Below are 26,879 nucleotides of genomic sequence, written 5' to 3'. Positions count from 1 at the left end.
AGGCAAAACATGCCGGTTAACGGGCAGCCTCGACCTGTTCAGGCGATACCGCGCCGAATTCGTTGCCCCAGCTATTTCTGACGTAAGTCGTCACGGCTGCAACTTGCTCATCATCTAGCACCGGGCCCAACGCCGGCATACTGTTTAGACCTAAGAGAACCGTACGCACTAAACTCGTGCCATTGGCCAGACGCTCAAAACCTTCCAGCTTGGTACCAAAAGCCCCCTGCCCCTGCGCGCCATGACATTGTGCACACGTAGTCGCATACACTTCCTGCCCATGAATCATCACCTCCGGTCTGACAGGCCCTGCATCAGCGACTTCCGCTATCGGCAATGCGGGCTCTCCAAGTACAGACACCATGTACCACATGTCATTCACGCCTTGACCACTCGTGTCACCCGCCTTGCTGTCGCCATTGAACAGATAAAGTGGGTTCTCGCGATACGTTACCTGCTGGACACCGTCGTTATCAACCGTGGAAATCATCCCGGGAAGGACCATTTTTGCCAGCGGACGCCCGTCAGAGACATAGGGTGTCCAGTCCTTCATACAATCAGCATCACAGGCGGCCTTATCTCCGCCATCAGCACCTGCCAATGTATATAAGGTCCGGCCTTCGCCGTCTGTAATGAATGGTTCCGCATCCGGAGAGGTCGCTTTGGCTATGACAGCAGGACTGGCCACGGCACCTTGCGCACCTGCTGACAACGGCACCAAGGGCAATGCGCCCGACATGATACATGTCAGTAGTAATTTATGATGAAATTTCAAGATTTAAGCCTCGTAATATTACGACGCGTCGGCAGAGTGCCGACAATAAAGAGATAGGTTCGGGTCAGGGGGTGAACAGCCAAGCCTGCTCAACAAAAATGTTACTTAAATTAAGTAACAAAATCAGTTGAACAATAAAATACAGTTGCTTTAGCTATAAAGCACCCTTCCCGTCGGCTTATAGTAGCCCGCCCGCCTCTCGACCACCAGCTAAATATCCAGCAGCCACTTAATGAGTGGTTAGGTTTCGAGTTTTGCGTCCAAGGTTATTTTGGCGTTGAGCAACTTGGAAACCGGGCAGCCTTCTTTTGCTTTTTCCGCAATGTCTCGAAACGTTGCTTCGTCAATGCCCGGCACTTTTGCCTGCAGAGTTAAATGGCTGGAGGTGATTTCAAAGCCATCCCCTTTTTTTCCAAGGTCACGGCGGCTTCGGTATGAAGCTTGTCCGGCGTCGCTCCCGCCTCACCCAGCATCATCGATAGCGCCATTGAAAAACATGCTGCATGTGCAGCGGCGATAAGTTCTTCAGGATTCGTACCTTTACCGCCCTCGAAACGGGACTTAAAGCCATAAGGCGCCTCGTTAAGTACGCCTGTTTCGGTGGAAATAGTGCCACCGCCTTCTTTAATGCTGCCTTGCCATACTGCAGATCCTTTCTTGCTCATATTGACTCCTGCGTAATGAATTCATGCATTGTGAAGGGGCCCGATGCGTCAGCATCAAAGCTATGTTCAACAGTAATTGAAATTTAAAAGAATGCTATTTCCACTCGTAACAATTAGTCAGCAAGGCTTTGAGCCCGGCGCCCGCAGAACGCCTCTCAGCGAGCAACAGGCACGGCACTTGCTTCTGACCATCAGGCTGTAGTCCATTGCCAAACAGAAACAGGAGCACACTATGCGTAATTTAGATGGTTTTAGAGTAGCTGCATTAGCCACTGACGGATTCGAGGAAAGCGAATTGCTGGAGCCCATGAAGGCATTAACGGACTCAGGCGCCCGGGTTTTTGTTATCTCGCCCAAAAAGGGGAAATCCAGGCAGCCATTCATGACAGCGACAAAGGGGCAAAGATTAAAGTTGACCGTGCGCTTAACGACGCAAATGCTGAAGACTACGATGCCGTGCTGATTCCGGGCGGTACAGTCAACGCAGACAGAATGCGTGCAGAACCTGGCGTACAGGCTTTTCTGCAGGCAATGCAACAAAGCAAAAAACCAATAGCTGTTATTTGCCATGGCCCGTGGGAGCTCGTATCGGCTGGGCTCGTAAAAGGACGCACTCTAACCAGTTTTCATAGCCTTAAGGACGACATCATCAATGCAGGCGGTAACTGGGTAGACCAGGAAACCGTGGTGGACGGCAACTGGCTAAGCAGCCGCTCGCCCGAGGATCTACCCGCCTTTAACAAGGCCATGAACACGCTGTTTGCAGAGTCCAGACGGTGAAAAGCTTAAAATATCGGCAAAGAGCCCGAGCTTATTCAAAAACGGAGTCAAGGATCTTGCCAATCTCTGCCGCCAGCAGTTCAGGGGCTTCCACATGAGCCAAATGCCCCTGCCCCCGAAGGCGGGCAAGACGGGCATTTGGCATGGTACGTTGAAAACGGGAAAATGCTGTTCCGTAGGGTTCGCAACCTTCAGTCAGCTCCCCAACCATCAACGTCAGCGGTACCTGTATTGTTGAATAGCTGACATAGTCGGGCTCAACGTTATTGATAGCGGCAATTTCCTCACCTGCAGGCTCAGCCAGCCTGCACAGTTTTTGCCAGTCGGGGCCGGTACGCAAGGCTTCTACGACGCTGGCGTCGAACCCTGACACCAAGGTGTTGATGAGTTCTACCGCAAGCCCCGTATCCCCGGCTGCCACGGCGCGACGGATAGGCTCTGTGGCATCAGGGACAAAGGGACATGATACCGGCTCGTAGGCGATTAATGAACGCACCATCAGCCCCGATGCAACAGCTTGTATGGCAATCAATGCACCGTAGCTCCATGCAAAAAGATGCACGGGCTCTGCCAACGATTTCACGAGGGTGTTCAGGTCGTCAATTTCGACCTGAAGGTCATAGTTCTCACCCAGCCCGCGGCTTGGAGCTCTTCCGCGCCGGTTCACGATAATAACGGGATTAGGTACCTGGAGGGCATCTGCAACGGCTTTCCATGTATAGGCATCGGCCATTGCTCCGGGCAGAATCACTAATGGTGCGCCCTTTCCATCGCGGCGCAACGTAACCATTCCATCTGTTTCAAATTGCTCGTAGTTCGACATGAACAAATCCTTGTTCTATTCCACACTAACAAGGTTAAACAATGCCATAAGATTAGTGAACTAGCCGAATAGACCCTACCTGCACCTGAAGAATGTCCGTCTTCCGGGCGATCTGCATAATTTCAGCCATTTCATATTAAATTCAGTTACTCTATTGCCAGCTTTGGGCCCTCTTAGCCCAACAGACGTGTGTCATGTCATGACTACGAGGAAAAAACATCATGAATCGAAGAAAGTTTTTACTAGTGCCACCTGCTGTGGCACTAGGTTCCCTGGCATTGCCCTCCGCCGGTCTGGCCGCCCCCTCGCCATACACAGTAAAACGCAGCTCTTGCCACGCAACGGCAACAGCAAGGGGCCGCGTATTGTTATCTGCGGCGGTGGCTGGGGCGGCATGACTGCCGCCCGCTACTTGCGCGAACTCATCCCCCAGGCCGAAGTAGTACTACTTGAACGCAACCCCACCTTCTGGTCAGGCCCGATGAGCAACAAGTGGCTCATCGACATCGTGGACACCGACTTCCTGAACCACGATATGCTCAGCCCGGCCATAAAATATGGCTATACGCTTGTCCATACTGAAGTGATAGGCATCGAGCGCGACACAAAAACCGTGCGCACCGCCAAGGGCAACATTCATTACGATTACCTGATTCTATCGGGCGGCATCCGCAACGCCTACGACGCCTGGTTCGGCAATGACCTCAGGGCCGCTGAGTATACACGTCAGCACTTCCCCAATGCCTATGAGCCCAATGCCGAAATGCTTGCACTCAAGCAAAAGCTCAAAGACTTCAAGGGGGCACTATCGTCATGAATTTGCCCCCACCACCGCATCGCTGTCCGCCCTCGCCTTACGAGCGCGCCTGTCTGATGGCGTGGCATATAAAAAGCACCAAGATTCCTGGCAAGATCATCATCCTGGATCCCAAGCCTAATATCGCCCCCATAGGCGAAGGCTACCGCGCTGCCTTTGAAGAACTCTACCCCGACATCATTACCCACGTGCCCAATGCGGCCATCAAAGAAGTCGACCCCTTTAACAAGCGTATTAAAACCACAGCTGGCGATTTTGAATTTGACGATGCCGTATTGATGCCACCGCACCAGGCCGCCGACATGATCTGGTATGCCGACCTGATCGGCACAGGCCCCGACGGCAAGCCCACTGGCTGGGCAGATATTCATCCACGGCTGTTTACTGCCAACACTGATGAAGATGTGTATGTGGTGGGTGATGCCATGGGCTTCATTTCAGACCAGTTTGGCCATTATCCCAAAAGTGCGCACGTCGCAAACGCCGTCGGCAAAATTGTTGCCCAAAATATCGCCGAGCGTGTCGCAGGCAAAGAAGTCGTTGCCGTCTTGCCCGATAACCTTTGCTACATGATGGTCAATGGCGACCCGCAGGAAGAGATTTCAGTCAAGTTTGAATATGAACTCGACCCCACAGGCAAAGTGCTGCAAACCCAGATTGACATGGATGTGCGCACATCCGACCTGGTCGCAGACGATTTCAACTGGATCAAGAGCCGTTTCAATGATTTCCTTTAATACCTTCACCAAGGGCTTTGCCCGCCGCCGGCTGTTAAAAGGGGCGGCGCTTGGCCTGGGTTCGGCTCTGTTTCCTTCGGTACTGCACGCGCAGCAAGCGGTGCAGCAGTTACTTAAAGGCGCGAGCCGAGGCAGAGGTAAAGGCCATTGTCGACGAGTTCCTGCAGGGAACACAGCCTCTTGAACAAGACCTTAAGCTGGACATGCCGGTGCTGGGCGACAACCCTGCAGCGGTGCCGGTCAAAGCGATTGTAGAGCTGCCGATCACGCCTGACTCCTACTGCGAAGAACTCATCATTCTGGCCGAAGGTAACCCCCGCCCACTGGCCTGCCGTTTTAAATTCACGCCGTTGACAGGCCGTGCCGAAGTTGCCGTACGCCTGCGATTGATCGAAACCCAAACTGTCAGCGCCCTGGCCCGCATGAACGACGGGCGAGTTCTGATGGCCCGCCAGCACATCACTGTAACGGCCGGCGGCTGTGGAATGTAAGGAAGCTTCGAAATGAGCAAACCACGTATCTGGATTAGCAATGCAAGCCCCAAGGCGGGCGAAGTCGTACGCGTACGCGCCCTGATCGAACATCGCATGGAAAGCGGTCTGCGCCAGGGGCAGGACGGAAAAGAAATTCCCCGCAATATCATCAATGAATTCGAAGCCAGATTAGACGGTGAACTACTGTTTAGCTGGGAGCCCGAGACCGCCATTTCCCAGAACCCCTACATCGAGTTCACGTTCGTAGCCCAGAAACCCGGCGAATTACAAATGAAATGGGTCGATGATGAAGGCACGGTAATAACCGGCAGCCAGGCCCTTACAGCGGCGCCATAAGCCAGCCTACTCGCTGGTTCTCTTCATTGCTATAAAGCATAAGCATGGACAAGAAAGCTCGTTTGAACCAAAGCGGGCTTTGGCTACCATGTAAAACATTACAAATTGATTAAAAGTAAATCCATGCGTACCGTTTTTAGCTTAATGCGCCCTGCCATCGTTGCAGCGGCCTTGATGGCTGGCCTCGCCCTTGCTCCGGCAGTCGCGGCGCAATCCACCTTTGACGTCTCTATTCTTGCGGGAGCCTGTGCGAACTGCCATGGAACTGATGGCCGTTCGCCTGGCCTCATCCCCAGCATCGCGGGCCGCCCTGAAAGCGTTCTTCTTAGCCAGCTCAGGGCCTTCAAATCAGACAATCCACCGGCCAACACCACGATCATGAACCGCCTTGTCAAAGGCTTCAGCGACGAAGAGATTGCAGCCCTTGCCCAACATTTCTCGCAGATCAAAACCCAACCCGGTAAAGAAGGCCAGTAATCATGAAAAGTCCTCAAAATTTTTCCCGACGGCAATGGCTGAGTCGTGTTGGTAAAGCAACCGCTGCCGGCGCCGTATTGCTGTCTGTTCCTGCCTATGCCCGTCCTTCGGCCGGCAATGTCGTGATCGTTGGTGGCGGATATGGTGGCGCCACTGCCGCTCGCTATATTAAACGCCGCAATCCGGCCATCCAGGTCACATTGGTCGAGCCAGCCAAGACCTTCTATACCTGTCCTTTCACCAACTTGTATTTCGGCGGGCTACGTACATTCGAACAGCAAGGTCATGGCTTTGACGATCTACGTGCACTTGGGGTTGAGGTCATACATGACTACGCCTCGGCAGTAGATGCTTCTACTAAACAAGTCAGGCTCGCCGGAGGTCAAACCCTTGCTTACGACAAACTGCTGTTGTCGCCAGGCATCGATTTTCGCTGGGGTACACTGGAAGGCTACGATGAAGCCGACTCGCTATTAGCTCCGCACGCCTGGAAAGCCGGCGAGCAAAGTATTCTGCTAAAAAAACAGTTAGAGGCCATGCCTGACGGCGGCACATTCATGATGGTGATCCCCGACAATCCATTTCGCTGCCCGCCCGGGCCCTACGAACGGGCCAGCATGGTGGCGCACTACCTCAAGCATAATAAGCCCAAATCCAAGATCCTGATGCTGGATGCTAAAGATGCTTTTTCCAAGCAGGGTCTTTTTCAGGATGGCTGGAATGAGCTCTATGGCGATCTGATCGAATGGGTACCGTTCTCGAAAGACGGCAAAGTTGTGCGTGTGGATGCAAAGAACCTGTCTGTAGAAACTGAGTTTGGCGAAATTCATAAAGCCGATGTCATCAATGTCATTCCGCCGCAAAAAGCAGGTGCTATCGCCGAACAGGCGGGCGTCACTAACGACAGCGGCTGGGTTCCTGTTAATCCTCAGAGCTTTGAATCTGAACTAATCCCCGAGATCTATGTGGTGGGCGATGCCACGATTGCCTCGCCTATGCCCAAATCGGGTTTTTCGGCTAACGCCCAGGCCAAGGTTGCTGCCGCTGCCATTGTGAATGCCTTAGATGACAAACCCGCCGCACAAGCTTCCTTCACAAACACCTGCTACAGCCTGATCGGTCCTGACTACGGCATTTCTGTAGGGCACCTGTACGCGGTTGAAGACGGTAAACTTGTTGAAGCGTCTGGAGGTGTAAGCCCCAAAGAGGCTGATGCGAATTTCCGCAAACTTGAAGCCGAGTACGGAGAAGCCTGGTACAACGCAATTGCACTTGATACCTGGGGTACACGCGCTTAAGACCTTCACCCTAGCCTGATCCATTCCATTACGTATGCCACAACTTGAACTTGTACTCTGGGCCGGTCTGGCCATCGGCTTTGTCTTCGGTGCCAGCGGACAACTCAGCGGCTTTTGCCTGCACCGCGGTCTGAGCGAGTTCTGGTCAGGCCGCAATAGTGGCTACAAGTTGCATGCCTTCGCCCTGGCCCTCGCCGTAGCGCTTGCCGGCACTCATTTAGTGGCCTCAGCAGGGCTGGTTGATATAAACCGGTCGCTTTACCTTATGCCCTCGTTCTCGTGGTTGCTGCTGCCCATTGGAGGGCTGATGTTCGGTTATGGCATGGGTCTGGCTAACGGCTGCGGAGCTCGTGCACTGGTCTTGCTGGGCCAGGGTAACCTGCGATCATTGCTCGTGCTGCTATGCTTGGGCATCGCCGCCTATATGACGCTGACCGGTCTGCTTGCGCCCTTGCGCAGCTTGGGCGCGCAGCACACGCTGTTGACCCCTGCCGCCACGACTTTGCCTGAAGGCCTGCTTCGATCGCTTATCGTGTGGGCACTGGTTGCAGGCCTGGCATTTTTTGCCTTGCGTGCCGGTCCACCCGGGCGGCGCACTTCAGATCTGACCGGTGGAGCCGTCGTTGGCTTGCTGGTGGTGGCCGGCTGGCTAACCACCGGCTGGCTGGGCGCCGACGACTTCGATCCGCTACCCGTGGCGTCCTTAAGCTTTATTGCTCCTGTAGGCGATACCATTCAGTACGCCATGATAGCCACTGGAATGAGCTTACGATTCAGTATTACGCTGGTGTTGGGGGTAGTAGCTGGTTCGTTTGTGGCTGCTGCTCTGCGGGGGCGGTATCGTATTGAGGGTTTTGAATCTGCCGTACAGATGTCTCGCTATATCGCCGGGGGTATATTGATGGGTGTGGGCGGTACCCTGGCCCTGGGCTGCTCGATAGGGCAAGGCTTGGCTGGCCTGTCTACCCTTGCTTATAGTTCTATGATCTCGGCGCTGGCTATCGTGGCTGGTGCACGCCTGGCTTGGAAATTTGGAAGCGTGCCAGGGGGTTCTTGACACGCCACGCACGTTTAACTAAGGAATACCTCGTCCAGGGTATTAGCGTCCAGAATATTCAACGACCAGGGTTCCAGTTGCTCTGGTGTGCCCCATTGAATACGGTGCTGGAGATCTTGGGATAATGGGCCAAATTTTCGGATTAACTGTCGCTGCAGCAACCCGGTTTCGCCTTGTTGTTTACCCTCATACCTCGCCTGATCTAGCACGTCTTCAGCGTCAAGCAGTGCCAGTTCACAGCGCTCGGCGGCCAAGCGGGTTCGTCGTCGGAGTACATAGTTTCCAGGTGCGATAGCGCTTCGCGTACGGGCGGGTGGGTGATTTCGTTCATGGCGGCCTGCGCGTTAAGGGTTGCTAAGCAGATAATGTATGACAAGCTAGCCGGCCGGCCAACTTGGCGAATTTGCCAAGCCGGATGGGAAAAGCACGGGGTAATTGGGCTGCAGCGCAAGTGTCGCACCACAGCCCTTGAACACCTAGAAGCCCAGAATCTGCACGCTGAAGATAGACGGCTAATTCTGGCGGGCTTCCTTGCGGGCTCGCAATATGGTGTCGGTGGTGGCAGTCGCCACATGCAGATCTGTTAGCGCATAAGCCCGAAGACTTCTTGCCTGCTTAGCTATAACAATCTTAGTTTTCGCCCTTGAGCTTGGGCATTTCCGCGTCACTTGCTGCAGACAGCAACCCTGCCTGTGAATAGGTGAAAAGCTTCGCTCGCGTATCGACGATATCCATATTGCGCATGGTGAGCTGACCAATACGATCACGGGGCGAGAAGGTGTCATCACCCTCTTTTTCCATCGTCAGGCGTTCTGGCATGTAAGTCAGGTTTGGCGATTCGGTATTCAAAATAGAGTAATCGTTACCGCGACGCAGTTCGAGCGTGACTTCACCTGTAATAGCGCGTGCTACCCAGCGCTGTGCAGTTTCGCGCAACATAATGGCCTGAGGATCAAACCAGCGGCCTTGATATAGCAGACGGCCAAGACGCAGCCCGTTGAGGCGATATTGCTCGATGGTGTCTTCATTATGAATGCCGGACAACAGGCGTTCGTAAGCAATATGCAACAGTGCCAGACCCGGAGCTTCGTATATGCCACGGCTTTTGGCTTCGATAATACGATTTTCGATTTGATCGCTCATGCCCAGACCATGGCGTCCGCCAATGCGATTGGCTTCAAGCATCAGGTCGACCTGGCTAGCGAACTCTTGACCATTCAGGGCGACAGGCTGTCCCTCTTCAAAACGGATGGTGATTTCTTCAGCCTTAACCTGGACGTCGTCACGCCAGAACGCCACACCCATGATGGGCTTCACAATTTTGATACCGCTGTTCAGGAACTCAAGATCTTTGGCTTCGTGAGTAGCGCCCAGCATGTTCGAGTCGGTAGAGTAGGCTTTTTCTGACGACATTTTGTAGTCAAAACCATGCTCTTGCATGTACTGGGACATTTCCGAACGACCACCCAGCTCGTCAATAAACAGCTGATCAAGCCAGGGCTTGTAAATTCTAAGCTCGGGGTTGGTAAGCAGGCCGTAGCGATAAAAACGCTCGATATCATTACCCTTGTAGGTACTGCCGTCGCCCCAGATATTGACGTCGTCTTGCTTCATGGCGGCCACCAGCATGGTGCCGGTAACAGCGCGGCCTATAGGCGTGGTATTAAAGTACGTAACGCCCGCCGTTGAAATATGGAAAGCCCCGCTTTGCAATGCTGCGATGCCTTCTGTTACCAGTTGAGGACGACAATCGATGAGTCTGGCCTCTTGTGCACCGTAACTTAGTGCCTGGCGAGGAATAGCGTCGTAATCGGATTCGTCAGGCTGACCTAGATTAGCCGTATACGCATAAGGGATCGCCCCTTTATTGCGCATCCATAAAATAGCCGCGCTTGTATCCAGGCCACCCGAAAAAGCGATACCAACTTTTTGGCCCGCTGGAAGAGATTCAATAATTGTTGTCGTCATTTGATGGAATTAGGGTCGCAGTAAAAACAATCATTCATTATATAGTGCCAGCCTGCATACATACAGCCTTGTGCGATAAGAGTGATCATTGGCGTGGTTTCTGTGCTCGATAATGTGTTGTGTTAGGTGTTTCAGCGGCGTGTAAAGAAGCCCAGCACAACAGCAGAAACCTAGACGTTTGCCAAAAGCACCACTTAAATAGTGTCGAGGCTAAATAGATGCACACCAGCAGGATAAACGGCATAATGTGCGCTTAGCCATTTTCCGTTCTATAAATACCGTGCCCCACGGTATCCCTTAATCCTGTCTTGCATGAACTTCTCCACTCGATCCTGTGATCTTCAATCGTTTACCCTGCAACAACTTCGTGCAGCGACACAAGCAGGAGGCGTAGCTAGCGTAGTGCTTAAAGGTCAGGGCAATGGCTTTTTCATACAGATTCACACCCGCACCGCTCAAACCGCTGTACTGGTCACAGCACGTGGACGCCAACCACGACAATTCAAAAGCCCCACCCAGGCCTTTAGCGTCTTAAGAGAAATCGGCATCATGATCGGTAGCTTTGATCTGGCCCAATATTCGCCCGAGCAGCGAGAGACACCAGTCAATGCGCCCCAGGCGGCAACCGTCCCCGCAACCGCTGCAGCAGCTCTTGCCTCTGAAGATTGGCAAGACCTGGTAGAGACCATCAAAAGTAGCGTACAAGCCACCCTTGACGATCCCGCTTTAAACGTCAATGATGACCAGGCCAGACAGCTTTATAACCGCCTGAAAAAAGGACGCTGAACAAGGCTGGCGCCGTTCTTGAGCTTAGTCTCTTTAAAGCACTACGCTATTACCACCAGTAACGTGGCCAGCGTACAGGCCTACCAATGTTGTTAACCACTATGGCTACCAGGACCAGGGCAGCCGCCCCGATCAGCACCGGAAAAAACAAGAAAGACCAACCCATCTTCGCGCTTAACAACACCACAATTGGATTGGCCCCTGCAGGCGGGTGTATGGTCTGCGTTGCCATCATCAAGGCTATGGCAAGGCCCACTGCCAAACCCATGCCAAAACTACTGTCCCAGCCAAACTGAAAGAAGAGCAAACCAACGAAGGCTGCGATCAAATGGCCGCCGATGACGTTGCGTGGCTGGGCCAGTGGCGCATCAGGTATGGCGAACAGCAATACACAGGTGGCCCCGAAAGGAGCCATCAGCCATTCGTATTCAGTAAAATTGCTTAGCCAGGCAATCAGGCTTATTCCCACAGTACCGCCAACTAACGATCGTATTAGCTGAAGGCCATTAGGCTTGGGTAAGCGCGCAACCGGCGGGTTATTCGACATTGTTATCCTTTTCGTATCCAATTTTGTGCGCTCATCGTATTATAGACAGACCGGTCTGTCTACCTATCACTCCATTGTTGCTGACCTGACCTTTACCTAAGCTGATTTACACTCTTATTTATGACTAAACGAACACAAATTCTGGAAACAGCGCTTCGTCTCTTCTCAAGAGAAAGCTTTCATCGGGTAGGTGTAGACCGCGTGAAAAAAGAAGCCGGGGTTTCTAAAATGACCTTGTACAAACACTTCCCCACCAAAGAAGCGCTGATTGAGGCCGTGTTGCTGTTACGTGATCAGCACTTTCATGAAGGTCTGGAAGCTGCTGTGGCGTCAGCCCACACGCCCCATGCCCAAATCAAGGCAATTTTTGACTGGCATCGTGAGTGGTTTGCGCAAGAAGGCTTCTATGGCTGCATGTTTATCAAGGCCAGCGAAGAGTTTGAGGTCACAGCGGGTCAGATTCACCCTATCTCGCGCGATCATAAACTCTACATTGAGCGCTTATTAACGCAAAGGCTTACCCAACTTGATCCTCAACTTGCCCAAAACCTGGCCACACACCTGCTTGTCGTACTTGAGGGACTAATTATTCATGCCCACATGTTTCCGGAGCGCGACCCCACCCCGGGCAGTTGGGCGCTGTGCTCACAATTATTCAAGGCACATGGCATCAGCTAAAAACAAAGGAGCCCAACAATGTGGGCTCGTTTACAGGTGCTCAGACTATGTCTGCCATTCCCCCCGTCAGCCGAGCTGCTTTACGGCCAAACGCTTAGCCTTGCGGTGCTTATAAATCACACCACCTATCATTAGCAGGGCAGCCAGAATACAAGCCGCGCTGATAGGCCGGTCGGGACTGATAAACACAGTTATATCGCCACGCGACAATAACAAGGCGCGCCGGAAGTGCTCTTCCATCATGGGGCCCAGCACCACACCCAGCAACAAAGGCGCTGCCTCAAAGCCCATGTGCTTTGATACGTAGGCAAAAATACCGATCGCAAGCACCACCCCTACATCAAACAAGTTATTGTTAGCGCTGAACACGCCAATACAGATAAAGAAAAGCACTGCCGGATAAATAAGGCGATAAGGGATAGACAGCAAACGCACCCACATACCAATTAGCGGTACGTTCAACAACAGCAAAATCAGGTTTCCTACCCAAAAGCTGGCGATCAGGCCCCAGAATACAGTGGGATGTTCGACCATCATTTGAGGGCCTGGCTGGATTTCATGAATCATCATGGCACCCAGCATCAACGCCATTACGGCGTCTCCGGGAATGCCCAGCGTCAGGGTTGGGATGAATGCCGTTTGTGCAGCAGCGCTATTGGCAGCCTCGGGCCCCGCTACGCCTTCTATGGCGCCTTGTCCGAAACGGGCAGGCTGCTTGGCTGACTTTTTCTCGACAGCATAGGACATGAACGAAGCAATTGAACCGCCGGTACCGGGCAGCACCCCAAAGAAGGCGCCTATACCCGTACCACGGAAAATGGCTGCTGCCGATTGCTTCAGTTCGCCTGGGCGAAGACGCAGTGAGCGCCAGCCTATTTTCTCTTTTTGTATAACACTGCCTTCGCCAATGCGATTCACGTTTTGCAGTACATCGGCAATGCCGAACAGCCCCATGGCAACCGCCACAATCGCCAACCCATCTTGCAGCTCCGGAATACCGAAGGTAAAGCGGGCAATACCCGTGTTGACGTCGGTTCCCACCACACCAAAGATCAGGCCGACAAGCACCATGGCCACGCCCTTAAGTGGCGAACCCGAGGTCAGTGTAGATGCAGCCAAAAGCCCCAGAAACATCAGTGAAAAATATTCTGCCGAGCCAAACTTCAAGGCCAGCGCCACTAACAGGGGGCCAAATGCCATCATCAACACAATACCCGCTGTAGCGCCAACAAAGGACGACAGCATGGCAATTAACAGTGCTGAGCCGGCCTTGCCCTGCTTGGCCATGGGATGGCCATCGAGACAAACTACCGCATGGGATGCCGTACCCGGCAAGTTCAGCAAGATCGTGGTCGTCGCACCGCCGTAACTGGTACCGTAATACAGGCCCGCCAGCATCATCAGGGCACCCGCGGGCTCTATGCCATACGTAATGGGGAGCAGCATGGATATGGCGGCAAGCGCACCTATACCTGGCAGTACTCCTACGAGGTTTCCGACGAATACACCAATAAATGAGTAGGTGAAGTTCTCTAGCGTCAGGGCGGTGCTAAAACCTAGAAATATATTGTCAATCACAACTTAGCCCCAAACGAATAATGGAAACTGCATTTGCAGACCATAGTGAAACACCACCACGGCCACTGCCGTCACAACCAGGCTCACATAGATCACCGTGCGCATGGAATTTCTTCGATCAGCCAGCGCCGATACAAAAGCCAGGCTAAAGGAAGCAAGCACCAGGCCAGTCCATTTCCCCAGCACAATAAAAAGCAGTACGGCACCGATAACCAAAGCCCAGGCCCTGTAGTCCGCCGCGGAGGGTTTGGATGACATGCTCTGATCAGCCTCGACGGAAGGTGTCACCGCAATGAGCAAGGCAACCACCATTAATACTGAACCCAGGAGCAAAGGAAAAAACCGGGCCCCATGCGCCCAAGGGTGCCAATACTGTGCTGCAGGCTACCCATGACTGTAGCCATGCCAATAAAAAGCATAAAAAGCGCCGGTAAGCGCTCTTTTTTATTAATCACACTCATTCGCTGTGAGACTCCGCGATCTTTGGATAATGAGGAAAAGCCAAATACGATTATGGCCCTTGATGCCGGGTGTGGAGACTGAGATCGCACAACTGACAAGCAAAGGCCACAAGAGGCTATTCGATAAGCTGACGACGATAATAATGGTTTACACCAATACGTTTGGCATTGTACGCCTGATGATGCAAATACGCAGCGTTTTCAATGAGCAAACGCTGCTTTATTGTACCGGCCGTAGCTAGTTTTGAGCTGCAGTCGCCCGGTAGACCAAGCCGCCCAATAGCGCTCCAGCTACAGGAACAAAGCAAAAAAGCCATAATTGATTGAGAGTCCAGTCTTCCTGAAACAATACAACGCTAATAGCACGAGCAGGATTTATCGCTGCGCTACTGATAGGAAAACTTAAATAACAAACGATAGCCAGCGCACAGCCTACAGCGACCCCACTAAATCCGGTAAAGCGCTCTTGTGTAGTAGCACTAAGAAAAATAAAGCTAAAAAGCCCGCATAAGACGAACTCGAAACTCATCACTTCAAACAATGAATAATGTTGCAGTAAATAAGGGGCGTATCGCAACGGCATCAAATGCCCCGCATCAGTCAATAAAAGCAGTCGCGCCAAACCTCTCAATGCTGTAGCAGCAAGAAGGCCCCCTACCAGCTGTGCCGCAATATAGGCAGGCATATCGCTGCGTTTCAACCGTCTGCCGATATACGCGGCCACCGTAATTGCCGGATTAATATGAGCCCCCGATATTGGGCCGATTAGATAGCACATCACGGCCATGATGGTGCCGTAGGTTGCTGCTACGGAAATGGAACCCAATTCGGTGGGAGCCGCAAGCATAGCCGCTAGCGTAGCAGCCCCTCCGCCAAAAACGAGAGCAAATGTACCCGCGCCTTCGACCAGGCACCGGATTCGTAAAGGTATCCCAGACATCGTTTCCTCCTATGCTGTTCGTAGAGGCTGAAACGATTGTAGCGATCAATGCATTTTGTAACAGTCAACGATTGACAATGAGCAGGCTTTATGGCTGAGTCACGCTCCGATCGTTGCCGCCCCGCCTATTGCTTGCATTGATCTTAATACGGGGCGCACCCCGTTAAGCAAATAGTCAATGAGTTCGCGTACCGGACGTATGGACTCGCCGAAGGGCAAGGGTTCAGAGCCTCTGAAGAACAAACCGCGATCAACATCACCTTCGAGGGCATAGGCAAGCTGACGGTCTATGCAAAATTGGCCGCTTCTGGCCACCCCGTCGCGCAGCCCACAATGGGCCAGGCAGTTGAAGCCTTCGCTGCAGGCGCGCTCTTGAGCGACGCTTTGCAGACGTTGCTCTTTATGCAAATACGAGTCTAGCCATGGCGTTAACACGGCACGCGCCGGCAGCCCGGCAACGCTCATGAAAGTTACGATATCCTCGGGTTTAGCCTGAGCCAATACCGTCTTGAAGTTCGTGTGGGCATCCCCCTCTTGGGTGACCGCAAAAGCGGTTCCTACCTGCACCGCGCTTGCACCCAGTTGAAGCAGATCTTTAACTTGCTCGTGTGAATGAATGCCGCCAGCGGCAATCAGCGGAATGTTTTCGTTTTCAATGCCCAGATTTTTAAAGACCTCCAGCGTACCTTCGATGGCCGTTGAAAATACATAATTGGGATTGTTCATGGCCTCAAGATTGGGGAGCCCTAAATGGCCCGCCGCGAACCTGGGGTTCTCAATCACAATGGCATCGGGCAAACGGTTTTTGCGCATCCATTTTTTAAGACCAACTGAATGCCGCGAGCATCTGACAAAATCGGAATAAGTGCAACGTTGGGATAATCGGCTGTTAATTCAGGTAAATCCAGCGGTAGACCAGCGCCCACCACTACGGCGTCTGCCCCGCTTTCACACGACTGCCTGACATAACCCGCATATTGGGAAACAGCACGCATGATGTTGACCGCAATGGCCCCGCTGCCCTTGGCAAGCAGCCTGGCTTTCTCGATTTCCCGATCTAGCGCTTCAAAGTTCGCCTGATCAATGAGGTCAGCGTCGTTGCTTTTATGCGTGCGTTTCATCAGATCCGGATGATGGCGGCGCAAGTCGACGCTTGATATGGTTCCCATCGCGCCCAGGGCAGCCACACTGCCTGCCAGGCGATGTGCCGATATGCCCACACCCATGCCGCCCTGCACCATTGGAAGCAATGCTTTTCCTTGTATTCTTAGGCGCTTAAGTATGTTTTCGACCACTGGATATCCTTTATATGGTTTTTGATTAGCAGCTAATGCTTACTATGCCCAAAAGCAGACCGGCCCTATTAATCCACATCAAACAAGGTGCAAATAAGCGGGCCGATGAGAAGCAGAGCCTCAGATAAGGCGCGAATAGGTTGCCGTGCTTCGCTGCTGCAAGTATTTGTCAAAGATCATGCTGATGGCACGTACGAATAGCCGGCCCGACTCGGTGATTTGAATGCTGTGCTCGTCTGTGCGTACCAGATCAGCATCAGCGAAAGGTCCGAGCTCATTAAGCTCGGCACTGAAGTAATCGCGAAAATCGATGTTGTATTTGCTGCCAAGCCGCGCCATGGGAACGGGCATGGCGCACATCAGGCTCATGATGATCTCTTGACGCAAGCTATCGTCAGGGCTCATTTCAAAGCCACGCGACGTGGGCAGCGTATGCCTGTCAATGCATTGGCAATACTCTTTTAGCGAGCGTACATTCTGTACATGCGTCGTACCGACCTTGCCGATAGCGGAAACCCCAAAGCCCAGCAAGTCGCTATCTGATCGAGTGGTATAGCCCTGGAAGTTTCGGTGCAGGCTTTTGTCCAGACGGGCCAGATTCAGCTCATCGCCGGGCAATGCAAAGTGATCCAGACCGATGTACTCGTAGCCTGCCTGTAATAATCGTTCGGTCGACATCAGGAAAATCTGCAAGCGAGTTTCGGCATCGGGCAAGTCATCCTCGCGTATCAAACGCTGGGCTTTAAAGCGTTGCGGTAGATGCGCATAGTTATAAAGAGCGATACGATCTGGCCGTAGCCCGATCAGGGTATCAAGCGTAAGGCTGAAACTGCCCAGGCTTTGTTTGGGCAAGCCGTAAATAAGATCGGTGTTCACGGATTCAAAGCCCAGAGCCCGACTTTTATCGATGGCATTCTGGACCATCGCCAGCGGCTGCACCCTGTGAATGGCCTCTTGTACCTTCGGGTCGAAATCCTGTACGCCAAAACTGGTGCGGTTAAAGCCCAGCTCGGCCAGATGCGACAGGGTGTCTGCAGACACCGTACGCGGGTCGATTTCCACACTGATCTCGGCATCGTCAGAGAAATGGAAATGCGCACGGACCGTGCGCATGAGAAGGGCCATTTCCTCGTTGCTCAAAAAAGTAGGCGTGCCACCGCCCAGATGCAGCTGCCTAGCGAGACGGTCCGAGCCCAGGTGCATCGACACCATTTCTATTTCACGGATCAGATAGTCCAGGTACTCGGCAGATCGGCTGCGATCTTGTGTAACAATTTTGTTACAGGCACAAAAATAGCAAAGCGACTCACAGAACGGCAAATGGAAATACAGGGATAGCGGCGGGCTCTTCAATGTGGCAGCCCGCCCTTGCAACTGGCTTATGTACGCCTCTTGGCCAAAATCGTCGGCAAAACGATCGGCTGTCGGATATGACGTATAGCGTGGTCCTGAACGATTGAAACGTCGAACCAAAGCTTCAGAGACCTTCAGCCGCGTCGAGCCTGGCTGCGCCACACAGGTATTCAAAGACGATTCAAGGGTTTCGATGCTCATGAGTTTCTCCGATATGGCGGCACATTAATGGACAGCCCGCTGGCTGCATCTCATTATTGTGAACTCTTTGCACCCGTTCTTCATTGACTTTAATCAAGGGTAATTGGCGGCTGTTTTAAAAAAATAGCAGATAATGTACTGAATTTGTCGTGAAATATCGTATTATTAGAGCCAACTAACTCAACTACAATTCTCGGAGCCTGATGTACTTGCTCGTGATCCTAGCACTGCCATTTATCGGCGGTTTGCTTTCCTCCCTGCTTCCTGCCGACTCCCGAAAACTTCAAGCCTCATTAGCAGGTTTGGTGGCCTTGAGTTGCGCTCTTCTCACCATTCAATATTTCCCGGCTATCGCCCGCGGGGAAATCATCGAAATGTCTGCCCAGTGGATTCCCGCTCATGGCATAGACTTCAAATTACGAATGGACGGTTTTGCCTGGCTGTTTAGTGTGATTATCAGCACCATGGGTTCGCTCATTGCGCTTTATGCTCACTATTACTTATCTGCCAAAGATCCTGTTAGACGTTTTTTCGCGTTTTTACAGATTTTTATGGGGGCAATGCTAGGCGTTGTACTCTCGGGCAATATCATCCAGCTCGTCGTGTTCTGGGAACTGACAAGCCTGTCGTCCTTTATGCTGATTGCCTACTGGTACCATCGTCGCGATGCGCGGCGGGGGGCCAGAATGTCGCTTATTATTACGGGCGGAGGCGGTCTGTGTTTACTGGGTGGTGTCCTCATGATGGGCCAGGTCACCAATACTTACGACCTTGGCGAAATTCTGCAGTCCGGCGACCTGATTCGCAACCACCCCTGGTATAGCACGATCCTTACCCTGTTCGCCTTGGGCGCCCTGACTAAAAGTGCGCAATTTCCCTTCCATATCTGGTTGCCCCGGGCCATGGCCGCTCCCACTCCTGTGTCGGCGTACCTGCACTCGGCCACTATGGTTAAAGCGGGTGTTTTCCTGCTGGCCCGCTTTTGGCCGGTGTTAGCCGGTACATCCGAATGGGCATGGATTGTCGGCGGCTCGGGCCTCATCTCGCTCGCATTAGGCGCCTATCTGGCAACCTTCCAGCGTGATATGAAAGGCGTTCTGGCCTATTCCACAATCAGCCATTTAGGTCTTATCACCCTGCTTCTGGGCATGAACAGCCAGATGGCGCTGGTTGCAGCCGTGTTTCACATCATGAATCACGCTACCTTTAAAGCGTCGCTGTTCATGGCTGCGGGAATCGTGGACCATGAAACCGGAACCCGAAATCTAAATCGGCTGTCGGGCCTCAGACATGCTATGCCCCTGACCGCAACTCTGGCCTGTGTGGCTGCTGCAGCTATGGCCGGGGTCCCGTTACTGAACGGTTTTCTATCCAAAGAAATGTTCTTCGCCGAGGCTCTTGATGCGTCAAACGGCAGTTGGTTCGAGAATTTGATTCCATTAGTTGCTGTCATTGCGTCGGCTTTTAGCGTGGCCTACTCATTGCGCTTTATTACACAGGTGTTCTTTGGCCCGCCTACCAAGAATCTTCCCAGGAAACCGCACGAACCGCCTGTGCGAATGCTGATACCCAGCATGATTCTGGTACTAAGCTGCCTGGTCGTTGGCATAATCCCCGGCTTTACGGTTGCACCGTTTCTGCAGGCCGCGGCAGGCTCGATATTAGGTCCCGATATACCAGAATATAACCTGCATATCTGGCATGGCTTCAATCTGCCGCTGATCATGAGTATTCTTGCCATGCTAGGCGGAATCATGCTGATTTTCATTCTGAATAATTACCGCCAGGGGCGTTCCGATCGCGCTCCACTGCTCTATCGTTTCGATGGGCAACGGATCTTCGAAACCGTGATCGAATGGCTTGAAGCCGGCGCTGACATGGTTATCGGCAAAACCTACTCGCCCCGCCTACAGCGTCAGGTGTTACTGATTATCGCGGCCACCTTAATCGTCGTCACCCTGCCTCTATTGCGTGGCACATGGCTGGCTCCGTCGCAATACACAGCCCTTGACCCATTGTTTGCCCTCATGTGGTTAGCCGGAGGCGCCTGCGCCATAGGTGCAGCGTATCAAGCCAAATTCCATCGTCCTGCGTCATTATTATTGGCGGGTGGCGCAGGCTTGATCACCTGCGTAACTTACGCCTGGCTGTCTGCTCCAGACCTTGCCTTGACACAACTGGCGGTAGAAGTCGTTACGTTGGTTCTGATTCTGCTTGGCTTGCGCTGGCTGCCCACTCGTATTCCTAACGACGTGCACACCCCTTTAACCCGGGCTAAAGCCATTACCCGCCGTACGCGTGACATGCTTATTGCAGTGCTGGGCGGCGGCGGCCTGTCTCTCTTGGCCTACAGTGTCCTGACAAGGCCCCACCCGGAAGGCGTTTCGCCCTTCCTGGTCGAGCAGGCTGTACCCTTAGGTGGCGGTGCCAACGTGGTTAACGTCATTCTGGTCGACTTCCGTGGCTTTGATACCTTCGGTGAAATCACCGTATTGGGCATTGTTGCGCTTAGCGTCTACGCCTTGCTACGTCGTTTCCGCCCGCCAGTCGAGACCATAGCTGTGCCCTTGGCTCGCAGACAGAATCAGGCAGACGGCTCCAACGCCACTTTTGTAGAGCCCGACCCTAAGCAGTTGCTGCCCGACGGTATCCTGAAGATACCCGCTGTACTGGTTCGTTTGCTACTGCCCATTGCCGCATTGATCTCGGTATATTTCCTGCTGCGCGGACACAATCTTCCCGGCGGCGGCTTTGTCGGCGGCCTGATCATGGCTACCGCCATCATTTTGCAATATATGGTTGGTGGTGTTGTGTGGATGGAGTCCCGCCCGCTTATCCAGCCTCAGACCTGGATCTCACTGGGCATGCTCACTGCAGGTAGCGCCGCCATGATGGTCTGGTGGTATGGCAAGCCCTTCCTGTCGGCTCAAAGCTGGGATTTCACCATTCCGCTTATCGGTCATATACATACTACAAGTGCCCTTATTTTTGACATCGGGGTGTATATGCTGGTCATCGGGTCAACGATCCTGATGCTGGTCGCGCTTGCTCACCAGTCCCTGCGTTTTTATCGTAAATTGCCGGCCGCACCAAACGAAGAAAATCTGGGTGATTCATAATGGAAATCGTATTATCTCTTGCTATAGGCGTGCTCGCCGGATCTGGCATCTGGTTGTTATTACGTCCTCGTACCTTCCAGGTCATCATGGGCTTATCGCTCTGCTCTTACGCGGTCAACCTGTTCATTTTTGGAATGGGTCGCATCAAGCTTGGGGCTCCTCCCGTCATTCAGGCCGAGCTGGGTGGTGACCCCAGCAAATATGCCGACCCCTGCCCCAAGCGCTGGTGCTAACCGCCATTGTGATTGGCTTTGCAACAACCGCCCTGTTTCTAGTCGTTCTTCTGGCTAATCGTGGCTTAAGTGGTACTGACCACGTAGATGGCCGAGAGGAACACGAGTCGTGATGAACCTGCAACACCATTTACCCATATTTCCTATTCTTATCCCTCTGCTCGCAGCGGGGCTGATGCTCCTGTTACGGGAAAAAACCGTAAGTTCAAAATTGTCCTCAGCATTGTTTCCTTAGCCATACAACTGATTGTGGCAGTTCGCCTGCTAGGCATGGCTGACGGCAGTATTGCCAGCCTCTGGCCTGATGGCGTGGGCGTTTACCTGCTGGGCGACTGGCCGGCTCCTTTCGGCATCGTGGTGGTCGTTGACCGGCTGTCAGCCATCATGCTGGTGCTGACAAGCCTTCTGGCCTCTGCCACCTGGGTTTATGCCACGGCAAGATGGGATCGGGTGGGCGTACATTTCCACCCCTTGTTCCAGTTACTGTTAATGGGCCTGAATGGCGCCTTCCTGACAGGTGACCTGTTCAATCTGTTTGTCTTTTTCGAAGTCTTGCTTGCCGCCTCATACGGCCTTATGCTGCATGGCTCCGGACGAGCGCGGGTCAATGCCAGCCTGCATTACATCGCTGTAAACCTTATTGCCTCGTTCTTGCTCTTGATCGCCATAGCGCTCATCTATGGCGTGACGGGCACACTCAATATGGCGCATTTGGCAATTAAGGCGGGTGCACTGTCCGGACCCGATCGCTTGCTCTTTGAGGGTGCTGCTGCCATTCTGGGCGTGGCCTTTCTGATCAAAGCCGCTGCGTGGCCACTTAACTATTGGCTTATTGATGGTTACGCGCATGCCAGTCCGCCCGTAGCCGGCATGTTCTCGATCATGACCAAGGTCGGCATCTATGCCCTGCTGCGTATCGGTTCGCTGCTTGAGCCTACCGGTGCGCCGGCCGCCTTTGGAGGCGCCTGGATGTTTCCCGCCGGAATGGCGACATTGGCTTTTGGCGCAATCGGTATGTTGGCCGCGCATCAAACTCAGCGTATGGCCAGTTACGGCATTATCCTGTCTTCAGGCACCCTGCTTGCTGCACTCGGAATGCCCGGTGTCATTCTGACGGGTCCCGCACTGTATTACATGCTTAGTTCGGTACTGGCGCTGGGAGCATTTTTTATGCTGCTGGAAATGATCGGACGCGCTCAAAGCTTTGCCTCAGACTTCTTGGCAGCCAGCCAGGAAGCCTTCGATCTAGACGATCCTGATGGTAATGATCAGTCAGAAGTGGTGGTTGGGGTTGCCATTCCGGCCGCAATGGTATTTCTGGGCATGAGCTTTATTGCCTGCGCCCTGCTCATCATCGGCCTGCCTCCTTTCTCAGGCTACGTGGCCAAAGTAGCCTTGCTTTCTGCCGCGCTGCAAGCCTCTGACTCCATTGGCGCTTCCGCCAATGCGGTCATCTTTACTGCCGGGGTTTTGCTGGCCAGCTTTGCCGGTATCATATCCTTATCAAGAACCGGCATACGTTTGTTCTGGAGCTTCAGCGACATTACGGTTCCACGCTTGCGTCTTAGCGAAGCCTTGCCGGTCGCGGCCCTCATCAGCGCCTGCGCCGTTCTGGCCATTCGTGCGGGCCCTATTACCTCTTATCTGGAAGATACCGCCAGTTATCTGGACAGGCCCACCTCGTACATTCATGCCGTGTTGCATAAAGACACACTGCGTACGGTCGAACCAGGAGCCACAGAATGAAAAGCAAATTGAATATTCTTTATTTGCCTGCATTTTTACTGGCTCTGTGGCTGCTGCTGAACAACTCCCTGTCCGCAGGTAATATTGTTTTAGGATTAGGCCTTGGCTTGCTCCTGGGCGTAGCGGCCCTGCCCTTCAGACCGGTACGGGCATCTATCAAAAAGCCGCTGGTAGCCTTGCGTCTGCTCTGGCATGTATTTTGCGATATTGTCCACTCCAATATCGATGTGGGAAGAATCGTCTGGAAAGGATCGAACTCCGGTGCCACGCCCGGCTTTCTGGATATCCCGCTTACCATTACCGACCCGCACGGCCTGGCAGCACTGGCATGTATCGTGACCTACACGCCAGGCACGGTATGGTCAGGCTTTGATGAAAAAAATCATGTACTGACCCTACATGTACTGGATCTGAAAGATGAACAGCAGTGGTTAGATACAATTCAAAAGCGCTATCAAAACCCGCTTATAGAGATTTTTGAATGAACAGCATAATTTACTGGTCCAGCTCCTTTGCCTTGGGATGCTTTGTAATCGGCATTGCCATTGCCGTATACCGTCTGCTTCGCGGCCCTACTGCGGCTGATCGAGTGCTTGCGCTCGATACTGCTTACTCGTGCGGCATGCTGGCCTTGCTTGCCCTGGGCATACGTTTTGATTCACGCCTGTATTTTGACATCGCGCTGCTGATTGCCTTGTTTGGTTTCGTAGGTTCAGCAGCAATGGCAAAATTCCTTCTGCGGGGCGAGGTAATAGAACCATGAGCGACCTATCTATCTGGATTGCATTGCCAGTGGCCCTGCTGTTGATACTAAGCGGCATTATTACGCTAACCGGGGCTTTGGGCCTTATCCGGCTCGAGCACTTCTATAAACGCATTCATGCGCCTACCCTGGGCAATACGCTGGGTGTGTTTTGCATGCTCATTGCCATGACTCTGCTATTTTCCACATTAACCAGCCGCCCTTTTCTGCATCCGCTGCTCATTACAGTGCTACTGGTCATAACCTCGCCGGTTACCGCTATTTTTCTGATGCGCGCTGCCATCAAACGCGAATTGCGCCAGCGCACAGCGCTGTACGCGCCAGATGAGCCCGGATATATGGATATGCCTAATAAAGCAAGCCCTAGACCTTCAAAAAGAAATCGCCCCAAGCCGAGATTAGTGATTCGTAATTCGCTACTATAGAGACAGATCATGAGCTTGGCATCAGTAGCAAAACAAGCTTACCTATATTTACACATAGCGCGTTTATACTCAGTTCATCCGATTTGGATTTACGTGCTTAAATTTCGAAGGAGTTCGTCTTATGCTTACTCAGTTCACGCCCTCGTTAACTAAACTTGCTGTAATGTGCGTATTAGGCGTAGCGAGCACAGCCTCGTTTGCACAAACTACAAATCAGCCTAATAGTGGTGATTATCAGCAACAGCTCCAGCACTGCCAGACCTTAAGTGGTGAAAGCCGTGCTGCATGTCAGCGCGAAGCTGGCGCTGCACTTAGCGAAGCACGTAAAAATGCGCTCACAAACGCAGACGGAAATTTCGACAGCAACCGTACCGTACGATGCGCGGCTCTACCCGCTAACCTGCGTCCTGATTGCGAAGCCCAAATGCGCGGCGAATACGAAACACAAACCTTTGGCTCTGTAGAAGGCGGTGGCGTACTACGTCAAACCACCATCACCATCCCTGGTGAAACCTACCAGCCTGAACCCACTATTATCATTCCTGAAAAAGCCGACCCACACGTGGTTCTTCCACGATAGCCGGACGCTAAGCCAGACATTCACATCACACTTTATAAGCAGTGTGATGTGAATTAATCCATTTACTGTCATTGTTAACCGCTATACTGGATCTGTTTTAAACTCTTTCACTTTCTCATGAGACGTTTTGTCGTCATTGTCTTGCCAAGCTTTCAGCTGGCCTCTGCCTATTCGCTATTCTCGCGAAGACTCCCCAAACCTTTAGCACGCGGTCATTTTCTCTTTGGCCATCAATCTTGCCCCAATATTCATAATTTATTGCAGGCGGCTACGGACGTACGCCTCTACTCATCAATAACGCGCTCACGGATGGCTTTTTAAAATGGAATGGCTTGTAGACCCCAACATTTGGGCTGGTTTACTCACACTGGTAGTACTCGAAATTGTCTTGGGTATAGACAACTTGATCTTTATCGCCATTCTTGCCGATAAGCTTCCGCCTCATCAACGTGATCGCGCCCGTCTCATTGGCCTCTCCCTGGCCCTGGTTATGCGACTGGGGCTGCTTACCATCATTTCCTGGCTCGTTACCCTTACCGCCCCCCTGTTCAGCATAGGCCCTTTCAGCTTTTCCGGAAGAGACCTGATCCTGCTTGCCGGTGGCGTGTTCTTACTCTTTAAAGCAACGAGCGAGCTTCATGAGCGCTTAGAGGGTCCTGCACCCCAAGCCGAAAAAAGCAAAGTTTATGCAAGCTTTGGCGTGGTCGTCGCCCAGATTGTCGTACTCGATGCGGTTTTTTCATTAGATGCAGTCATCACCGCTGTTGGCATGGTCGACGAACTTCCGGTCATGATGGCCGCAGTGATCATTTCTATCGGGTTGATGATATGGGCATCTAAACCGTTGACCCGCTTCGTCAATGCTCACCCTACAGTCGTCGTGCTGTGCTTGAGCTTCCTGCTCATGATTGGCCTGGCACTATTCGCCGAGGGCCTGGGGTTCAAAATACCTAAAGGATATTTGTATGCTGCCATTGGGTTTTCAATTCTAATCGAGTTCTTCAATCAAGTTGCCCGCCGAAGCGTATTGCGCAGCCAGGCACGCATTCCTCTGCGCGATCGTACTGCCGACGCCGTAATGCGCATGCTGGGTAGTAAATCGTCCGACGAGACCGACTCGGAACCCGGCACCAGCGAGCGCGAGCAAGCTATTCAAAACGATGCTTTTCGTACCGAAGAACGCAACATGGTCAGCGGCGTCCTAAATCTCAGCCAGCGCCCTATACGGTCGTTAATGACACCGCGTAACGAGATCACGTGGGTAGACATCCAAGATAGTCCTAAAGAAATTCGTCAGTTACTACGCGAAACACCGCACAGTTTCTTGCCTGTCTGTAATGGACATCTGGATCAGATTGTGGGCGTGGCCAAAAGCAAAGACCTGCTCGCCGACCTAAAGCTTAACGAATCCATCGAACAGTGGCCGGGTCTTCGTTCACCTATTATCGTCCATGAGCATACTGAAGTTTTATTGGTGATCCAGACACTAAAACAATCTAAAGGTCAGTTTGTTCTGGTGGCCGACGAATACGGCACCATTGAGGGCTTGCTGACACCTATAGACATTCTTGAAGCGATTGCCGGCGAATTTCCGGACGAAGACGAACTGCCTGCAGTACGCTACGTTGCGGAAAACGAATGGCTGGTTGAAGGTAGTACTGATTTATTTCACCTTGCACAAGAGCTCGAGCTTCCTAACCACTTAAGTATTGTGCGCAACTTCAACTCGGTAGCCAGCTTTTTACTCGAGAGCCTTGATGCGCTGCCTAAAGAAGGCGATGTAGTCGAGAGCGAAGGATTACGCTTTGAAATTATCGAAGTCGCTGATCGCCGCGTAGTCTATGTACGAGTTAGCAAGCTGGAACACCCGGAAAATGAACTCAACGGGCAGAACTCAACTGCAGATTGACGTGGCTACTGCCCTGCCAGCGTCGTTTTTCTACTTCA

Annotated in this window: 21 protein-coding genes and 7 pseudogenes; 17 read left to right on the top strand and 11 right to left on the bottom strand. The window is 52.7% G+C overall.

Annotated features, from left to right (window positions below; translation table 11 throughout):
• Window positions 1-16: 16 nt before the first annotated feature.
• Window positions 17-775, bottom strand: coding sequence for a c-type cytochrome (locus L1889_RS05020; RefSeq protein ID WP_238664195.1), 759 nt, complete (start codon window positions 773-775; stop codon window positions 17-19).
• Between the two features lie 240 nt (window positions 776-1,015).
• A pseudogene (locus L1889_RS05015) lies at window positions 1,016-1,440 on the bottom strand (OsmC family protein).
• 232 nt (window positions 1,441-1,672) lie between these two features.
• Between L1889_RS05015 and L1889_RS05010 the strand changes: the two are divergent.
• A pseudogene (locus L1889_RS05010) lies at window positions 1,673-2,220 on the top strand (type 1 glutamine amidotransferase domain-containing protein).
• A gap of 31 nt (window positions 2,221-2,251) precedes the next feature.
• On the opposite strand, the gene L1889_RS05005 reads toward L1889_RS05010, so the two are convergent.
• Window positions 2,252-3,043 carry an alpha/beta fold hydrolase gene (locus tag L1889_RS05005; RefSeq protein WP_238664194.1) on the bottom strand — a complete coding sequence of 264 codons (792 nt, stop codon included), beginning with the start codon at window positions 3,041-3,043 and terminating at the stop codon, window positions 2,252-2,254.
• Between the two features lie 221 nt (window positions 3,044-3,264).
• Between L1889_RS05005 and L1889_RS05000 the strand changes: the two are divergent.
• From L1889_RS05000 to L1889_RS04975, 6 genes and pseudogenes are all read left to right on the top strand, one after another.
• Window positions 3,265-4,597: pseudogene (locus L1889_RS05000) on the top strand (FAD-dependent oxidoreductase).
• 50 nt (window positions 4,598-4,647) lie between these two features.
• Window positions 4,648-5,088, top strand: a complete 441-nt coding sequence (locus tag L1889_RS04995) for a thiosulfate oxidation carrier protein SoxY (protein WP_238664193.1) — start codon at window positions 4,648-4,650, stop codon at window positions 5,086-5,088.
• Between the two features lie 12 nt (window positions 5,089-5,100).
• A complete protein-coding gene (gene soxZ, locus L1889_RS04990) occupies window positions 5,101-5,427 on the top strand; it encodes a thiosulfate oxidation carrier complex protein SoxZ (protein ID WP_238664192.1) in 327 nt (108 codons plus the stop codon).
• A 123-nt stretch (window positions 5,428-5,550) separates the two neighbouring features.
• The gene (locus L1889_RS04985; protein ID WP_238664191.1) at window positions 5,551-5,904 is read left to right on the top strand and encodes a c-type cytochrome; all 354 of its coding nucleotides are present in this window, start codon (window positions 5,551-5,553) and stop codon (window positions 5,902-5,904) included.
• 2 nt (window positions 5,905-5,906) lie between these two features.
• Entirely contained in the window at window positions 5,907-7,202 is a 1,296-nt protein-coding gene (locus tag L1889_RS04980) for an NAD(P)/FAD-dependent oxidoreductase (protein ID WP_238664190.1), read from the top strand.
• A gap of 34 nt (window positions 7,203-7,236) precedes the next feature.
• Window positions 7,237-8,259: a YeeE/YedE family protein gene (locus L1889_RS04975; protein WP_238664189.1), complete on the top strand. Its 1,023-nt coding sequence runs from the start codon at window positions 7,237-7,239 to the stop codon at window positions 8,257-8,259.
• A gap of 14 nt (window positions 8,260-8,273) precedes the next feature.
• Here the strand turns inward: L1889_RS04975 and L1889_RS04970 are convergent, their stop codons facing one another.
• Window positions 8,274-8,513: a DUF4351 domain-containing protein gene (locus tag L1889_RS04970; protein WP_238664188.1), complete on the bottom strand. Its 240-nt coding sequence runs from the start codon at window positions 8,511-8,513 to the stop codon at window positions 8,274-8,276.
• Between the two features lie 376 nt (window positions 8,514-8,889).
• Complete coding sequence (argG, locus tag L1889_RS04965) at window positions 8,890-10,227, bottom strand: argininosuccinate synthase (protein ID WP_238664187.1); 1,338 nt, start codon at window positions 10,225-10,227, stop codon at window positions 8,890-8,892.
• A 312-nt stretch (window positions 10,228-10,539) separates the two neighbouring features.
• On the opposite strand from argG, the gene L1889_RS04960 reads away from it, so the two are divergent.
• A complete protein-coding gene (locus L1889_RS04960; protein WP_238664186.1) occupies window positions 10,540-11,013 on the top strand; it encodes a hypothetical protein in 474 nt (157 codons plus the stop codon).
• Window positions 11,014-11,062: 49 nt separating this feature from the next.
• Here L1889_RS04960 and L1889_RS04955 read toward each other — a convergent pair whose 3' ends face one another.
• A complete protein-coding gene (locus L1889_RS04955) occupies window positions 11,063-11,560 on the bottom strand; it encodes an HPP family protein (protein ID WP_238664185.1) in 498 nt (165 codons plus the stop codon).
• Between the two features lie 120 nt (window positions 11,561-11,680).
• Between L1889_RS04955 and L1889_RS04950 the strand changes: the two genes are divergently transcribed.
• Window positions 11,681-12,238 carry a TetR/AcrR family transcriptional regulator gene (locus tag L1889_RS04950; protein WP_238664184.1) on the top strand — a complete coding sequence of 186 codons (558 nt, stop codon included), beginning with the start codon at window positions 11,681-11,683 and terminating at the stop codon, window positions 12,236-12,238.
• A gap of 66 nt (window positions 12,239-12,304) precedes the next feature.
• Here the strand turns inward: L1889_RS04950 and L1889_RS04945 are convergent, their stop codons facing one another.
• From L1889_RS04945 to hemN, 5 genes and pseudogenes are all read right to left on the bottom strand, one after another.
• Entirely contained in the window at window positions 12,305-13,816 is a 1,512-nt protein-coding gene (locus L1889_RS04945; RefSeq protein WP_238664183.1) for a tripartite tricarboxylate transporter permease, read from the bottom strand.
• 3 nt (window positions 13,817-13,819) lie between these two features.
• A pseudogene (locus L1889_RS04940) lies at window positions 13,820-14,158 on the bottom strand (tripartite tricarboxylate transporter TctB family protein); the annotation flags it as partial.
• Window positions 14,159-14,515: 357 nt separating this feature from the next.
• Entirely contained in the window at window positions 14,516-15,217 is a 702-nt protein-coding gene (locus tag L1889_RS04935; protein WP_238664181.1) for an aquaporin, read from the bottom strand.
• Between the two features lie 99 nt (window positions 15,218-15,316).
• Window positions 15,317-16,458, bottom strand: a pseudogene (locus tag L1889_RS04930) (NAD(P)H-dependent flavin oxidoreductase).
• A gap of 174 nt (window positions 16,459-16,632) precedes the next feature.
• A complete protein-coding gene (gene hemN / locus L1889_RS04925; protein ID WP_238664180.1) occupies window positions 16,633-18,066 on the bottom strand; it encodes an oxygen-independent coproporphyrinogen III oxidase in 1,434 nt (477 codons plus the stop codon).
• Window positions 18,067-18,269: 203 nt separating this feature from the next.
• Here hemN and L1889_RS04920 point away from each other — a divergent pair, with 203 nt between their 5' ends.
• The 8 genes and pseudogenes from L1889_RS04920 to L1889_RS04885 all read left to right on the top strand — a co-directional run bounded on the left by L1889_RS04920 (window position 18,270) and on the right by L1889_RS04885 (window position 26,841).
• A complete protein-coding gene (locus L1889_RS04920; RefSeq protein WP_238664179.1) occupies window positions 18,270-21,185 on the top strand; it encodes a monovalent cation/H+ antiporter subunit A in 2,916 nt (971 codons plus the stop codon).
• Window positions 21,185-21,531 (top strand): annotated as a pseudogene (locus L1889_RS04915) (Na+/H+ antiporter subunit C). The gene L1889_RS04920 and the pseudogene L1889_RS04915 overlap by 1 nt, the downstream one beginning before the upstream one ends.
• Window positions 21,531-23,164 (top strand): annotated as a pseudogene (locus L1889_RS04910) (monovalent cation/H+ antiporter subunit D). The pseudogenes L1889_RS04915 and L1889_RS04910 overlap by 1 nt, the downstream one beginning before the upstream one ends.
• Window positions 23,161-23,649 (top strand): Na+/H+ antiporter subunit E, encoded by a 489-nt coding sequence (locus L1889_RS04905; RefSeq protein ID WP_238664178.1) that lies wholly within the window; start codon window positions 23,161-23,163, stop codon window positions 23,647-23,649. The pseudogene L1889_RS04910 and the gene L1889_RS04905 overlap by 4 nt, the downstream one beginning before the upstream one ends.
• Window positions 23,646-23,927 carry a K+/H+ antiporter subunit F gene (locus L1889_RS04900; RefSeq protein ID WP_238664177.1) on the top strand — a complete coding sequence of 94 codons (282 nt, stop codon included), beginning with the start codon at window positions 23,646-23,648 and terminating at the stop codon, window positions 23,925-23,927. Before L1889_RS04905 ends, L1889_RS04900 begins: the two co-directional genes overlap by 4 nt.
• Complete coding sequence (mnhG, locus tag L1889_RS04895) at window positions 23,924-24,352, top strand: monovalent cation/H(+) antiporter subunit G (RefSeq protein ID WP_238664176.1); 429 nt, start codon at window positions 23,924-23,926, stop codon at window positions 24,350-24,352. Before L1889_RS04900 ends, mnhG begins: the two co-directional genes overlap by 4 nt.
• A 121-nt stretch (window positions 24,353-24,473) precedes the next feature.
• Window positions 24,474-24,932, top strand: a complete 459-nt coding sequence (locus L1889_RS04890) for a hypothetical protein (RefSeq protein WP_238664175.1) — start codon at window positions 24,474-24,476, stop codon at window positions 24,930-24,932.
• Window positions 24,933-25,254: 322 nt separating this feature from the next.
• Complete coding sequence (locus L1889_RS04885; protein ID WP_238664174.1) at window positions 25,255-26,841, top strand: TerC family protein; 1,587 nt, start codon at window positions 25,255-25,257, stop codon at window positions 26,839-26,841.
• Window positions 26,842-26,879: the final 38 nt, after the last annotated feature.

Source organism: Paenalcaligenes niemegkensis, from assembly GCF_022230885.1.
In the GTDB taxonomy this organism is placed as follows: Bacteria; Pseudomonadota; Gammaproteobacteria; order Burkholderiales; family Burkholderiaceae_B; genus Paenalcaligenes; species Paenalcaligenes niemegkensis.
This window is presented reverse-complemented; position numbering and strand designations above follow the sequence as displayed.

Bases quoted from the DNA above. Each gene is read 5' to 3' on its own strand.
- L1889_RS04885 (WP_238664174.1), top strand. From the start codon at position 25,255: ATGGAATGGCTTGTAGACCCCAACATTTGGGCTGGTTTACTCACACTG.
- argG (WP_238664187.1), bottom strand. From the start codon at position 10,227: ATGACGACAACAATTATTGAATCTCTTCCAGCGGGCCAAAAAGTTGGT.
- L1889_RS04975 (WP_238664189.1), top strand. From the start codon at position 7,237: ATGCCACAACTTGAACTTGTACTCTGGGCCGGTCTGGCCATCGGCTTT.
- L1889_RS04980 (WP_238664190.1), top strand. From the start codon at position 5,907: ATGAAAAGTCCTCAAAATTTTTCCCGACGGCAATGGCTGAGTCGTGTT.
- L1889_RS04955 (WP_238664185.1), bottom strand. From the start codon at position 11,560: ATGTCGAATAACCCGCCGGTTGCGCGCTTACCCAAGCCTAATGGCCTT.
- mnhG (WP_238664176.1), top strand. From the start codon at position 23,924: ATGAGCGACCTATCTATCTGGATTGCATTGCCAGTGGCCCTGCTGTTG.
- L1889_RS04890 (WP_238664175.1), top strand. From the start codon at position 24,474: ATGCTTACTCAGTTCACGCCCTCGTTAACTAAACTTGCTGTAATGTGC.
- L1889_RS05005 (WP_238664194.1), bottom strand. From the start codon at position 3,043: ATGTCGAACTACGAGCAATTTGAAACAGATGGAATGGTTACGTTGCGC.
- L1889_RS04950 (WP_238664184.1), top strand. From the start codon at position 11,681: ATGACTAAACGAACACAAATTCTGGAAACAGCGCTTCGTCTCTTCTCA.
- L1889_RS04920 (WP_238664179.1), top strand. From the start codon at position 18,270: ATGTACTTGCTCGTGATCCTAGCACTGCCATTTATCGGCGGTTTGCTT.
- hemN (WP_238664180.1), bottom strand. From the start codon at position 18,066: ATGAGCATCGAAACCCTTGAATCGTCTTTGAATACCTGTGTGGCGCAG.
- soxZ (WP_238664192.1), top strand. From the start codon at position 5,101: ATGAGCAAACCACGTATCTGGATTAGCAATGCAAGCCCCAAGGCGGGC.
- L1889_RS04985 (WP_238664191.1), top strand. From the start codon at position 5,551: ATGCGTACCGTTTTTAGCTTAATGCGCCCTGCCATCGTTGCAGCGGCC.
- L1889_RS04905 (WP_238664178.1), top strand. From the start codon at position 23,161: ATGAAAAGCAAATTGAATATTCTTTATTTGCCTGCATTTTTACTGGCT.
- L1889_RS04935 (WP_238664181.1), bottom strand. From the start codon at position 15,217: ATGTCTGGGATACCTTTACGAATCCGGTGCCTGGTCGAAGGCGCGGGT.
- L1889_RS04900 (WP_238664177.1), top strand. From the start codon at position 23,646: ATGAACAGCATAATTTACTGGTCCAGCTCCTTTGCCTTGGGATGCTTT.
- L1889_RS04960 (WP_238664186.1), top strand. From the start codon at position 10,540: ATGAACTTCTCCACTCGATCCTGTGATCTTCAATCGTTTACCCTGCAA.